The sequence below is a fragment of the Bacillus sp. EU52 genome (genome assembly GCF_037964975.1).
In the GTDB taxonomy this organism is placed as follows: Bacteria; Bacillota; Bacilli; order Bacillales; family Bacillaceae; genus Bacillus; species Bacillus subtilis.
Map to the genome: position 1 here is coordinate 3,845,174 of NZ_CP150177.1, position 13,060 is coordinate 3,858,233.

At 45.5% G+C, this 13,060-nt stretch carries 14 protein-coding genes and 3 riboswitches; of the genes, 7 read left to right on the plus strand and 7 right to left on the minus strand.

The genetic code is table 11. The features are described from left to right. The first annotated feature begins 20 nt into the window (after positions 1 to 20). From pepT to NSU05_RS19775, 6 genes are all read left to right on the plus strand, one after another. Positions 21 to 1,253: a peptidase T gene (gene pepT / locus NSU05_RS19750; protein ID WP_038429865.1), complete on the plus strand. Its 1,233-nt coding sequence runs from the start codon at positions 21 to 23 to the stop codon at positions 1,251 to 1,253. A gap of 104 nt (positions 1,254 to 1,357) precedes the next feature. Next, positions 1,358 to 1,486 (plus strand): hypothetical protein, encoded by a 129-nt coding sequence (locus NSU05_RS19755; RefSeq protein ID WP_003227241.1) that lies wholly within the window; start codon positions 1,358 to 1,360, stop codon positions 1,484 to 1,486. Between the two features lie 289 nt (positions 1,487 to 1,775). Continuing rightward, positions 1,776 to 2,039, plus strand: a complete 264-nt coding sequence (locus tag NSU05_RS19760) for a hypothetical protein (RefSeq protein ID WP_010886640.1) — start codon at positions 1,776 to 1,778, stop codon at positions 2,037 to 2,039. 128 nt (positions 2,040 to 2,167) lie between these two features. Next, positions 2,168 to 2,656 carry an LURP-one-related/scramblase family protein gene (locus tag NSU05_RS19765; RefSeq protein WP_003227238.1) on the plus strand — a complete coding sequence of 163 codons (489 nt, stop codon included), beginning with the start codon at positions 2,168 to 2,170 and terminating at the stop codon, positions 2,654 to 2,656. Positions 2,657 to 2,721: 65 nt separating this feature from the next. Next, positions 2,722 to 2,828, plus strand: a riboswitch (SAM riboswitch). 82 nt (positions 2,829 to 2,910) lie between these two features. Continuing rightward, positions 2,911 to 4,044, plus strand: a complete 1,134-nt coding sequence (locus NSU05_RS19770; protein WP_038429866.1) for a 5-methyltetrahydropteroyltriglutamate--homocysteine S-methyltransferase — start codon at positions 2,911 to 2,913, stop codon at positions 4,042 to 4,044. A gap of 68 nt (positions 4,045 to 4,112) precedes the next feature. Then, a riboswitch (SAM riboswitch) is annotated at positions 4,113 to 4,219 on the plus strand. 77 nt (positions 4,220 to 4,296) lie between these two features. Then, positions 4,297 to 5,433: a 5-methyltetrahydropteroyltriglutamate--homocysteine S-methyltransferase gene (locus tag NSU05_RS19775; RefSeq protein ID WP_038429867.1), complete on the plus strand. Its 1,137-nt coding sequence runs from the start codon at positions 4,297 to 4,299 to the stop codon at positions 5,431 to 5,433. 52 nt (positions 5,434 to 5,485) lie between these two features. Here NSU05_RS19775 and NSU05_RS19780 read toward each other — a convergent pair whose 3' ends face one another. The 5 genes from NSU05_RS19780 to NSU05_RS19800 form a co-directional block, all read right to left on the minus strand. After that, a complete protein-coding gene (locus NSU05_RS19780) occupies positions 5,486 to 6,259 on the minus strand; it encodes a 3-hydroxybutyrate dehydrogenase (protein WP_038429868.1) in 774 nt (257 codons plus the stop codon). Positions 6,260 to 6,275: 16 nt separating this feature from the next. Next, positions 6,276 to 6,926 (minus strand): CoA transferase subunit B, encoded by a 651-nt coding sequence (locus tag NSU05_RS19785; RefSeq protein WP_017697224.1) that lies wholly within the window; start codon positions 6,924 to 6,926, stop codon positions 6,276 to 6,278. Continuing rightward, the gene (locus NSU05_RS19790) at positions 6,923 to 7,639 is read right to left on the minus strand and encodes a succinyl-CoA--3-ketoacid CoA transferase subunit A (protein WP_014481335.1); all 717 of its coding nucleotides are present in this window, start codon (positions 7,637 to 7,639) and stop codon (positions 6,923 to 6,925) included. Before NSU05_RS19790 ends, NSU05_RS19785 begins: the two co-directional genes overlap by 4 nt. Positions 7,640 to 7,662: 23 nt before the next feature. Beyond that, positions 7,663 to 9,081, minus strand: a complete 1,419-nt coding sequence (locus NSU05_RS19795) for a GntP family permease (RefSeq protein WP_003243205.1) — start codon at positions 9,079 to 9,081, stop codon at positions 7,663 to 7,665. Positions 9,082 to 9,234: 153 nt separating this feature from the next. Then, a complete protein-coding gene (locus tag NSU05_RS19800; RefSeq protein ID WP_038429870.1) occupies positions 9,235 to 10,083 on the minus strand; it encodes a methyltransferase domain-containing protein in 849 nt (282 codons plus the stop codon). Positions 10,084 to 10,468: 385 nt separating this feature from the next. Further along, positions 10,469 to 10,570, plus strand: a riboswitch (purine riboswitch). A gap of 127 nt (positions 10,571 to 10,697) precedes the next feature. On the opposite strand from NSU05_RS19800, the gene NSU05_RS19805 reads away from it, so the two are divergent. Then, the gene (locus NSU05_RS19805; RefSeq protein ID WP_014478419.1) at positions 10,698 to 11,891 is read left to right on the plus strand and encodes a NupC/NupG family nucleoside CNT transporter; all 1,194 of its coding nucleotides are present in this window, start codon (positions 10,698 to 10,700) and stop codon (positions 11,889 to 11,891) included. Between the two features lie 41 nt (positions 11,892 to 11,932). Here NSU05_RS19805 and NSU05_RS19810 read toward each other — a convergent pair whose 3' ends face one another. Both NSU05_RS19810 and NSU05_RS19815 read right to left on the minus strand, forming a co-directional pair. After that, positions 11,933 to 12,604, minus strand: a complete 672-nt coding sequence (locus NSU05_RS19810) for a DUF3298 and DUF4163 domain-containing protein (protein WP_038429871.1) — start codon at positions 12,602 to 12,604, stop codon at positions 11,933 to 11,935. Between the two features lie 144 nt (positions 12,605 to 12,748). Continuing rightward, on the minus strand, positions 12,749 to 13,039 hold the full coding sequence (locus NSU05_RS19815) for a hypothetical protein (protein WP_038429872.1): 291 nt from the start codon (positions 13,037 to 13,039) through the stop codon (positions 12,749 to 12,751). Positions 13,040 to 13,060 lie beyond the last annotated feature (21 nt).

A 13,060-nucleotide genomic window follows, 5' to 3' on the forward strand; every position in this document is an offset into this window, starting at 1 on the left:
GACAAAGGAGATGATTGGAAATGAAAGAAGAAATCATTGAACGGTTTACTACATATGTAAAAGTCGACACACAGTCCGATGAATCCGTTGACACTTGTCCTTCCACACCCGGCCAATTGACATTAGGAAACATGCTCGTTGATGAATTGAAGTCCATCGGCATGCAGGATGCAGCCATTGATGAAAACGGCTATGTCATGGCAACTCTTCCCTCCAATACTGAAAAAGACGTGCCGACAATCGGCTTTCTCGCTCACGTCGACACCGCTACAGACTTTACCGGCAAAAACGTGAATCCGCAAATCATCGAAAGCTATGATGGAAAAGACATCGTTCTTAACGAAAAGCTGCAGGTCACCCTGTCACCTGATCAATTCCCTGAGCTGTCTGGCTATAAGGGCCATACACTCATCACCACAGACGGCACCACCCTTCTCGGCGCAGACAATAAGGCCGGTATCGCTGAAATCATGACAGCCATGGATTACCTCATCAAACACCCTGAAATCAAGCACGGCACAATCAGAGTCGCCTTTACGCCTGATGAAGAAATCGGAAGAGGGCCGCACAAATTTGATGTGAAACGGTTCAATGCATCCTTTGCCTACACGGTTGACGGCGGGCCGCTCGGCGAGCTTGAATATGAAAGCTTCAATGCCGCTGCCGCAAAAATTACGATTAAAGGCAACAACGTACATCCCGGAACAGCTAAAGGAAAAATGATCAACTCTGCGAAAATCGCGATGAAGCTGAACAGCCTGCTGCCGGCAGACGAAGCGCCTGAATATACGGAAGGCTATGAAGGCTTCTACCACCTGCTGTCGATTCAAGGAGACGTAGAGGAAACAAAGCTCCACTACATTATCAGAGACTTTGACAAAGAGAATTTCCAAAACAGAAAAGAAACAATGAAGCGTGCCGTTGAAGAACTTCAAAACGAATACGGGCAAGACCGGATTCTGCTGGATATGAACGACCAATACTACAACATGAGAGAGAAAATTGAACCTGTCATCGAAATCGTCAACATTGCCAAGCAAGCGATGGAAAACCTCGGCATCGAACCGAAGATTTCCCCCATCCGCGGCGGCACCGACGGATCACAGCTGTCCTACATGGGGCTTCCGACGCCAAACATCTTTACAGGCGGGGAAAACTTCCACGGCAAATTTGAATACATCTCAGTTGACAACATGGTCAAAGCCGTAAATGTCATCGTTGAGATTGCAAAACAGTTTGAAGCGCAAGCATAATGCCAAAAGCCAGTCCAAAAAAGGACTGGCTTTTTTGTGTGAAAATGAAACATTTTAAACACGTCCTCCGTAAAACAAGTATCAACAAATGAGGAGGAAAAACAATGACAAAACATGCAATCGCTGCCAAGAGTCTCTTGAAAAAATGGATCATTTCCAGGCCGCTTAACATGCAAAAGAAATCCAGCCCATTTCAAAAAATCAGAAAAATGTTCAAACGCTTCTTCAAATAAAACATCAAATCCCCTAAATACAATCCGTATTCACCCGTACCGCCCAAATGCTCCGTAATTTGGGTTTTTTGTGTTCAATTCCGCAAAATAGGGTATAAACCAAACAAGCAAGAAAACAGCACCCCAAAAACAGGTAATTCGAATTACGTAAACTTAGGTTAAAAGTTATATAAAGGAATTTATTTTATCGTCGATAGTAACTATAGAACCAATCACCAACAAGAGCAAACAGCGTAATTCAAGACTATTTTCAGGTCATCAGGTAATACTGTTTTAGAGGGACAGTTTCTTGTTATTTATTGATTTAGAATTTTTTGAATACTTTTTGGCATTTTATCCGTACAATAGAGAGTACCAAAACTTTTTTTGGGAGGTATGTAATATGATCCTATTTATTATCATCGCATTATGCGGCTATCTTCTTTTTTCTTTCAGCAAGGACAATCGCCGCAAACCGCAAAAGACAAGCCCTCTGCCAGCAGCCGCACCTCATCACAACAACCTAATCGACCTTGACGCCATCCGCCAAAAACGCCGGATGCATCTTTCCTAATTCTATATTTCAAACGAAAAGGCTGCTGAATCACGCAGCCTTTTAAAATTGTTTTGATTTAGAGCCTGAAACCTTTTCGCCACCTATCCGTAATTTCATACAAGGCAAACCCAAAGGAGACTTCAGCAATGATCGAGTTATTTATGAAACAAAAAATGTTCTCATTTAAAGATGCATTTCACATTTATGACCGGGATGAACAAGAAACATTCAAGGTGGAGGGGCGTTTTTTCTCGTTAGGAGACTCATTACAAATGACAGACTCATCTGGGAAAACGCTCGTTTCCATAGAACAAAAACTAATGTCTTTATTGCCGCGCTATGAGATTTCAATTGGCGGGAAAACAGTTTGTGAGGTAACGAAGAAAGTAACGTTTTTCAAACCGAAATTTGTGATTTCCGGGCTTAACTGGGAAATCGATGGTGATTTATGGAGGGATGAATTCCAGCTGACGGACGGGGAAAATGTCCGGATGTCAGTGAGCAAAAAGTGGCTCAGTTGGGGTGATTCCTATCACTTGCAGATTGCAAACGAGGAAGATGTTCTGATTTGCACTGCCATCGCTATCGTGCTTGATATGGTTTTATATAACGATGAAGATGAAGGTATTTTCTAAAAAGCATTGACAATTGATCCAAAAGTAATAATATTAAGATAATTGAAATCTGAATATGAAGTTGTACCTTATCAAGAGAGGTGGAGGGACTGGCCCTATGATACCCGGCAACCGCTGTTTCAAACAGAATGGTGCTAAATCCTTAAGAACATTGTGTTCTTGCAGATGAGGCGGAGATTTGATCGTTCAAGCTCTTCCTTACACAAAGGAAGAGCTTTTTACATGCTCAATATTTCAGAAAAGAGGCGAATAACATGGCTCAACAAACGAATGTTGCAGGACAAAAAACAGAAAAACAACGCAAAGCACCTTTCCGCGCCGATCATGTCGGCAGCTTGCTTCGTTCCGTTCCGGTAAAGGAAGCCCGGCAAAAAAAAGCGGCTGGTGAGATGACAGCGGAACAGCTTCGTGATATCGAAAATCAAGAGATCACCCGCATCGTGGAAAAACAAAAAGAAATCGGTCTCGATGTGGTAACAGACGGGGAATTCCGGCGTTCCTGGTGGCATTATGACTTCCTGGAAGGGCTTGACGGTGTGGAACCGTTCATCCCGGCTGAGGGGATTCAGTTCCATAACACAAAAACGAAAGCGCGCAGCATCAAAGTGACGGGAAAACTCGATTTTACGAGCCACCCAGCGCTCGCTGATTATCAATTTTTACATGAGATTGCCGGTAACGCGACGCCAAAATTGACCATTCCCAGCCCAAATATGCTGTTTTTTGGCGAAAAGGCGGATAAAGGGATTTATGACGATCAAGAGGACTACTTTCATGATCTGGCCCAAGCGTACAAAAAAGCAATCAAAGCCTTCTATGATGCTGGCTGCCGTTATCTCCAGCTCGATGATACGTCATGGTCTCTCTTCTTTGAGGAAAAAGGCAGAGAGGTTGTCCGGGCGCTCGGCGGTGATCCAGAAACATTGCCAGCCATATTTGCCAAAACAATTAACGATGCCGTCGCAGACCGGCCTGACGATTTAACGATCACAATGCACATTTGCCGCGGCAACTTCCGCTCAACCTGGGCGGCATCAGGAGGGTACGACGCTGTAGCGGAAACGATTTTGGACGGCTTAAACCTTGACGGCCTTTTCTTGGAATACGATGATGACCGCTCCGGAAACTTTGATCCGCTCCGTTTTGTGAAGCGCAAGGATCTGCAAATTGTGCTCGGCTTGATCACATCGAAATACGGCGAGCTTGAAAATCCTGAGGATGTGAAACGCCGTATCAATGAAGCCGCGCGTTTTGTCAGCTTGGACCAGCTATGCCTGAGCCCGCAGTGCGGTTTCGCCTCTACAGAAGAAGGCAACCTTCTGACAGAGGAGCAGCAATGGGCAAAGCTTCGCCATGTCATCGACATTGCCAACGATGTGTGGAGATAATCTATCATTGACAGAAATAGAAAATGTGTGAATAATAGATACTATCAGAAAATTTCATAAAAAGGTTTTCCTTATCAAGAGAGGTGGAGGGACTGGCCCTGCGATACCCGGCAACCGCTGTTTAACAGAATGGTGCTAAATCCTTTAGAGCAATGATTGCTCTTGAAGATAAGGTTGAGATTGTCACGCAAGCTCTTCCTTATCCAAAGGAAGAGCTTTTTTATATTTGAATGGAAAGAAGGAATGGACAACATGTCACAACAAACAACACCCGCAGAACAAAAATCACTTCAAAGAAAAAAACCGCCGTTTCGCGCGGATCAAGTCGGAAGCCTGCTAAGATCTGAGCCCGTCAAAAAAGCGCGGCTGCAAAAAGCGGCCGGCGAAATGACCGCTGAGCAGCTTCGCCAAATTGAAAACGATGAAATCATCCGTATTGTGGAAAAACAGAAGGAAATCGGCCTGAACGTCGTGACAGACGGTGAATTTCGCAGAGCATGGTGGCACTTTGATTTCCTAGAGAACCTGGATGGCGTTGAGCCGTTTACTCCTGAGCAAGGCATTCAATTCCATAACGTACAGACAAAAGCACGCGGCATTAAAGTCACAGGCGATATCGACTTTTCAACTCACCCAATGCTTGAAGATTATTCATTTCTCCATAGCATTGCCGGTGATGCGACGCCAAAGATGACGATTCCAAGCCCGAATATGCTGTTTTTTCGCGGAAAACTGGAAAAGGATGCGTATAAAAAAGATTATCACCTTTTCCAGCATGATGTATCCAAAGCATATAAAAAAGCGATTCAAGCGTTTTATGACAGAGGCTGTCGCTACCTCCAGCTTGATGATACAGCGTGGGCCGTTTTCTTATCTGAAAAAGGCTTAAAACAAATCGAAGCGTTCGGAACAACGCCTGACGAGCTTCGCCAGCTGTTTGCGAAATCGATTAACGACGCGATTGCAGACCGCCCGGATGACTTGACGGTAACCATGCATATTTGCCGCGGCAACTTCCAGTCCACTTGGACAGCGGAAGGCGGCTATGACGCAGCAGCCGAAACCATTTTTGACGGCTTGAATCTTGACGGACTTTTCTTAGAGTATGATGATTCACGCTCAGGCGGATTTGAGCCGCTCCGTTACGTAAAACGGTCTGATCTTCAACTTGTTCTTGGCTTAGTGACATCTAAATTCGGTGAGCTTGAAAATCCGGATGACGTGAAACGCCGTATCGAAGAAGCGTCCCGTTATGTAAGCTTAGACCAGCTTTGCCTCAGCCCTCAATGCGGATTCGCTTCAACTGAGGAAGGCAACAAGCTGACTGAAGAACAGCAATGGGCGAAGCTCCGCCATGTGGTTGAGATCGCTAATGATGTTTGGAAATAAGCAAAGAAAAAACACACTTGATTCCCTAGCGGAGCAAGTGTGTTTTTTTATGTCACTGTGCGGTGTAGCCCCCATCAAGGACGACAGCCTGCCCAGTGACGCCCTTCGCCTTCTCGCTTGCCAAAAACACGGCATAATCCGCAATTTCCTTGACGGAAAGCAGTCGCTTTTGCGGCACAAGCGGAAAAATGACTTGTTCAAGTACAGAGTCGTAAGGGACATTTCTAGTTTTCGATAGATCGCTAAGCTGATTGCGTACAAGCTGGGTATCGACATAACCCGGACAGAGCGCATTGACTGTTATGCCGTGGGGCGCGCCTTCCAGCGCCCCTACTTTTGTGAGTCCAATGACGCCGTGCTTGGCGCTATTATAAGCGGATTTCCCTGCAAAGCCCACTAATCCATTAACAGACGCGATATTAATGATTCTGCCAAACTGCTGTTTTTTCATGATCGGAAAAACATGCTTCATTGCAATAAAGGGGGCCGTCAGCATGACCTTGATCAGCTGTTCAAAGGTGTCTGTCGGAAACTCTTCAATCGGAGCGACGTGCTGAATACCGGCATTGTTCACCAGAATATCCAAGCGGCCGTATTGTTTTTGGATGACGTTCATCGTATCAGCAACTTGCGCTTCCTTTGTCACATCATACGGAATGGCCGCCGCGTCAAAGCCTTCTTCTGCAAGCTTGGAGGCTGCTTGTTCACATGCTTCCGGACGGAGGTCTGAAACGATGACGCTGGCACCTTCCCGGGCGAATTCTCTTGCCATTTCGAATCCGATTCCGCCGGCAGCCCCTGTCACCAAGGCGACTTGTTTTCTCATGTCAAACACCTTCCCATTAAGAATTGAGTACAGACTGGCTTACAGCGAAATCAGCTTCTGTTTTTTCATAAACCTCTTCAATTGTGACACCATCCTGAAGCTCCGTCAGTGTCATGCGGCCGTTCACAAAATCAAATACAGCCAAATCCGTAATCAGCCTGTGCACGACTTTCTGGCCTGTCAGCGGAAGAGAGCATGTTTTTTTCACCTTTGATTCACCATGCTTATTGACGTGCTCCATGATGACAACGATTCGTTTCGCCCCGTTGACGAGATCCATGGCGCCGCCCATCCCTTTTACCATTTTGCCGGGGATCATCCAATTGGCCAAATCCCCCTGCTCCGAAACCTCCATTCCGCCAAGAATAGCCAAATCGATATGCCCGCCTCTTATCATCGCGAATGACTCAGCGCTGTCAAAATAAGAGGCGCCCGTCACTTCAGTGATCGTTTCCTTTCCCGCATTGATCAAATCCGCGTCTTCCATTCCTTCCAGAGGATAGGGGCCGATTCCGAGCAAGCCGTTTTCCGACTGAAGCATGACATGAACGCCATCGGGTATCTCATTTGCGACAAGCGTCGGCATTCCAATCCCGAGATTCACATTCATGCCGTCCTTGATTTCTTGTACAGCCCGTTTGACCATTCGTTTTCTCGCTTCCTTCACTTGGCCTCACCCTTTCCCGATGCTTGCTGAACTGTTCGTTTTTCAATCCGTTTTTCTTGGCTCGCGCCAAGCACGACATGCTGTACGTAAATTCCCGGCGTATGGATGTGATCTGGATCGAGCTCTCCTGCTTCCACGATTTCTTCCGCCTCGGCAATCGTGATCTTGCCTGCCATGGCGGCAATGGGATTGAAATTTCTCGCCGTTTTCCTAAAAACCAAATTGCCCATGGTGTCCGCTTTCCACGCTTTGACGATCGCCACATCGCCGGTAATGCCTCGCTCCAGCACATAAGTCCGGCCGCCGAATGTTTTATGTTCTTTTCCCTCGGCTATGGAGGTGCCGACGCCTGTCGCCGTATAAAATCCCGGTATGCCTGCACCGCCTGCACGAATTCTCTCAGCGAGCGTTCCTTGGGGAACAAGCTCGACCTCAAGCTCTCCGCTTAAAAACTGCCGCTCAAAAATTTTATTTTCACCGACATAGGAAGCAATCATTTTCTTGATTTGCTTGTTAGCCAGAAGCAAACCAAGCCCCCAGTCATCGACTCCGCAGTTATTGCTGACAACGGTTAAATCCTTTACTCCCTGATCTCTTATAGACAAAATGAGCTGTTCAGGGATGCCGCACAGCCCAAACCCTCCCGCGATCAGCGTATCCCCATCATGAATCAGTTTCGCAGCTTCCTTGCTTGATGACAGCACTTTTCCCATATTGATACTCCTTTCGTTTTCTTCTACACTAGACCAGTCAGGCTGTAAATCGCGATCACAGCAAATACGGCAGCCGTTTTAATGAGCGTGATCGCAAAAATATCGCGATAGGATTGCCGGTGGGTCAAACCCGTCACGGCCAGAAGCGTGATAACGGCGCCATTATGCGGCAGTGTATCCATCCCGCCTGATGCCATTGAAATGACCCGATGCATCACCTCTGGCGGAATATTGTAAGCCTGAATCGCCTGTAAGTATTGTTCTGACATCGCGCTTAACGCAATGCCCATTCCTCCTGAAGCCGAGCCGGTGATTCCCGCCAGCGCAGTTGTCGTAACGGCGCCATTTACAAGCGGATCGGTAAAAGTATGTGAAATTCCGCTGCTCAGCTTATGAAACCCCGGCAGCGCGGCGATAATGCCTCCGAACCCGTACTCGGCACCCGTATTCATAGATGCCAGCAAGGCGCCGCCAATTCCTTCATTCAGCCCTTCCTTCAATTGGGCAAACACACTTCTCCAATCAAATAAAATCGTTGTGATGATGCCAATCACTAAAGCAATCTCCACCGACCAAATAGCAGCTGCTGAAGAAATATCAAGCCTGCCGAACTCCTTTAATCCTATGGAAGAAAAATCAAATCCATTCGGATACCACTTTGGCAGGTAAATGGTAAAATATTTATTCACTGCACCGACGAGAATAAGCGGGACAAAGGCAAGCGCGTGCCGAATCGGGCTTTTGTCCGGTTCAGCCGCGGACTCAATCGATTCAGGAGCAGGAGCATTCTGCGAATCAAAACCGCCATAGCCTTCGCCAGATGCCTGCGCTTTTTTCCGCCTTGATTCCAAATAGAGCATCCCAGCTGCCAGCACAATCACTGCGCCCATCAAGCCCAGCCAAGGGGCGGCATAAATGTCTGTTTTGAAAAACGACGTCGGAATGACATTTTGGATTTGCGGCGTTCCCGGAAGTGCGTCCATCGTAAACGTAAAAGCCCCTAAAGCAATCGTTCCCGGGATGAGGCGTTTTGGTATGTTTGCTTCTTGGAACATGTTTTTCGCAAAAGGATATACGGCAAATACGACAACAAACAGGCTGACACCGCTGTACGTCAAGACAGCACCCATCAGCACAATGGCAAGTATCGCTCTTTTTGCCCCGACAAGCCGGACAATTGTTTTCGCGATTGATGCCGCAAGCCCGGCCATTTCAACGACCTTTCCAAAAATGGCACCGAGCAAAAACACTGGGAAATACAGCTTAATAAAACCCGCCATCTTCTCCATAAAAATTGATGAAAAAAAAGGAAGCACATGGCTTGGATCTGTCAGGAGCACCGCGAATAACGCGCAAATCGGCGCAAACAATATGACAGAAAATCCCCGATACGCCGTAAACATCAGCAAACCTAACGCCAATAGAATGATGATCAGTTCCACACACACATCCCCCGTTTCCGCGAACTAGAAAGCGTTTACAAAAACCTGTCCGCATCGGCTGTTTCCGTCCCCTTTCCATATGTACGAGAAGCGTGGGCCAACTATTCCGATTAAAAAAGGAAAGCTCCTTTTTTCGGAGCTTTCCTCTGCCATTCATTTCATTCCTATTAGGATATCAACATCAACCGTAATATCGGCTGTTTTCATCTCTATCAGGAGGCTGACTCGATCTTTCGGCGCCGACCAGGCAAGCGGCGTCATCTTGAGAAGCCAGTGGATCGCCTGCTGGTCAAGCGTTTTAACATAGCGCAGCCTGACAGGACGGCTGTGTGCTGCATTTGCTGTAAAACGCTCAACAGCTGCCGCATTGGAATACGTGCGCCTTGGTGAATCAGTATATAAAAATTGCCTTAATTCTATTAAATAGTCGCTTCGCGGCACTACTTTTACGAGCATGCCATCATTCTTCAGCAGTCTATGAAACTCTGCATAATTGGACGGCGAAAAAATAGACAGAACAACATCAAATTGGCGATCATGAAAAGGAGCACGCGCCACATCGGCAACCGCCCACATCTGATCTTTGAATGCCTTAGAAGCTTTTAAGATCCCATCCTTCGAAAGATCTATGCCGGTTCCTATCGCTGCTTTCCCTGCATAATCAAACCCGCAAAGCGCATTCAAATGAGAACCCTCACCGCAACCGCTGTCCAGGATGGTGAATGCCTCATGACCAGATTTGGGATGACTGATGAGTTCTGCAATCGCATCATGGAGCGGGTCAAAAAAACCACATTCTCCAATCAGCCTGCTCCTCGCTTCAAAAAGCTCGGCACCGTAACTGGTTTTGACCGGCTTCGTCAGAAAGTTCACGTAGCCGTGCCGAGATAGATCAAATGTATGTCCTCGTTCTGTACAAATCAAGCTTTTCCCTGATGCCGCATCCATAGAAGAATCGCAGAGCGGGCATCGAAACATGCTGAAATCAACTGTTCGCTTCATGATAAAAAACACCCCATTCATTCATTTTTAGATAAATGAAAAAGGCATAGACAAATAAACCTAGGCCTATCTCAAAAATTGGCCAAGTCTGGCAGTTTGTCTACACCTGTCATTATCTATAACGAATGAATTGGATAATCATGAAAAAACTCCCTTTCTGCTGTATGGGTTTCCCCATTTCCATTATACAACAAATCTCCAGGAGCTAGAACCTTATAGTGAAGAAAAATCAGTACTGACATGCTGGTATCCCGCCAACATCATATCAGCATAGCAATCCAGCATGTTTTTCCTTTATTTTCTCATTTCAGAATATAAATTTTATTATTGTGAAAATAGTTAAAAAGGTTGATTTTCAAAAAGTGAAAGGATAAAATACTGCTATCATCTTAGAAAAAGACATTCTTGTATATGATCAGTAATATGGTCTGATTGTTTCTACCTAGTAACCGTAAAAAACTAGACTACAAGAAAGTTTGAATAAATTTGAACGAGTTGAAAAGGACAAGTTCTTTTCTGTTTGCTCTTATTTTTCACACTTTCTGCACTTCCAGAATTTGTGAAGGATAAGAGCTTTTTTTGTTTCCATAATAACCCTCATAGGAGTTGCTATCATGTACTTTTTACTAAACCTTGTCGGTCTCATTGTGATTATGGCAGTTGTATTCCTATGTTCTCCGCAGAAAAAGAAAATCAAGTGGCGCCCGATCATGACGTTAATTGTTCTGGAATTGCTGATTACTTGGTTTATGCTGGGAACAAAAGTCGGAAGCTGGGCTATCGGTAAAATCGGTGATTTCTTCACTTGGCTGATTGCTTGCGCCAGTGACGGTATCGCGTTTGCCTTTCCGTCAGTAATGGCGAATGAAACAGTAGACTTTTTCTTTAGTGCGCTTCTTCCAATTATCTTTATCGTCACATTCTTTGATATTTTAACGTATTTCGGCATTTTGCCTTGGCTGATTGATAAAATCGGATGGGTGATTTCAAAGGCTTCCCGCTTGCCGAAATTAGAAAGCTTTTTCTCTATTCAAATGATGTTCCTGGGAAATACCGAAGCACTTGCGGTTATTCGCCAGCAGCTAACGGTTTTAAGCAACAACCGCCTGCTCACATTCGGCTTAATGAGCATGAGCAGCATCAGCGGCTCCATTATCGGATCTTATCTGTCAATGGTGCCTGCGACATACGTGTTTACAGCCATTCCTTTGAACTGCTTAAACGCGCTGATTATCGCAAACCTGCTGAATCCTGTTCACGTGCCGGAGGATGAAGATATCATCTATACACCGCCTAAAGAAGAGAAGAAAGACTTTTTCTCTACGATTTCTAACAGTATGCTTGTCGGCATGAACATGGTTATCGTTATTTTGGCAATGGTGATCGGATATGTCGCATTAACGTCAGCAGTTAATGGCATTCTTGGCGTTTTCGTACACGGCCTGACCATCCAGACGATTTTTGCTTATCTGTTCAGTCCGTTCGCATTCCTGCTTGGACTGCCAGTGCACGATGCGATGTATGTTGCTCAGCTGATGGGCATGAAATTAGCAACGAACGAGTTTGTTGCGATGCTTGACTTGAAAAACAATCTCAAATCCCTTCCGCCTCACACCGTTGCGGTGGCGACGACATTCCTGACGTCCTTTGCAAACTTCAGTACGGTCGGCATGATTTACGGCACGTACAATTCGATCCTTGACGGAGAAAAGTCAACGGTCATCGGGAGAAACGTGTGGAAGCTCCTCGTCAGCGGAATTGCGGTATCTTTATTAAGTGCTGCGATTGTCGGCCTGTTTGTGTGGTAGAAACATTGAGCCATATCCCTTTTCGGATATGGCTCTTTTCATTATTGATAAATAGAGGCTGGCACCTGCACATTCCGGATTCCCGCTGCATAAGGCCCCAAGTCATACTGGCCGAAGACGATGGCGATCCCGTTTGCCGTAAAGTAAAACATTGTGTCTTTGTTTAGGGTTATATCCTCTTTCTTGACATCAGGGAAAAACAGCTCATCGTGTTTTTTGATATAGCTATATAGGTAATCTCTCGTTTTGCTGACTTTTGTTTTGGTGTTCAGAATCTGATCCAGCGTTACCCGCTTTTGTGCTTTCAAGTCATAGTTGAAGGACTGGACAGACGTTAAACCGTGGGCGCCGCCTGAATAGATATAATTGAGTGTTTGAATGCTGAGCTTGCCTGCCGCATTGTATTTGACGCTAAAGGATGTTTGATATTCCGTTTTAAAGCCCTGCTGTTCGCCTGCTTTTTTGTTTTTCAGATATTCCTGATACGATTGTTCAATGTAGGCTTTCAGCTCTTGATTGATTTTCTTTTCAAAAGCGGCATTCCCGATGAGATGCACTTGTGGATACTTTAATTCCTTGATTTTTTTGTACGTATGGGTGCTGACAGTCGGTTTTTTCGTTTGAACTGCGTTTAAAGATGGGGCCGCATATGCAAATACGGAAAAAAGCAAGACTGCAATCCCCGCGGCTTTCAGCATTTTATTCCATTTCATACAATCTCCTCCTTTGATGTCGTTGTTTATCATTCCCTTATTTAAGCAATACACACTTTTATAGACTGATTAAATCGAAAGAAGTTTCTAGGTCTAACAGCATGATTTTTCCAATAAAAAAAGAGACACAGGATGTCTCTTTTTTTACTGTTTGCGCCCAGAAATCGCTTCATGAACGGCCTGTGCCAAATCTGTATTTCCGAACATCTCTAATACCGCAATGACAGTCTGGTCCGGAATGTGCTCTGCTTCGTGTTTTGGCACGACCAGATCGTCCATGGTTTTTTTCAAGCTTTCATTCAGCTTTTGCTGCGGATACGCTTTGGTGTACATCTCCATCGGATCAAGATCATGGTTCACGCACCACTGGGCAAACACCAAAATCATCATATTTTCATCGCGTTCGTAAGCTTCAGCGAGCTGTTTTTCGTTCATTTGTCATGCTCCTTATGAAAA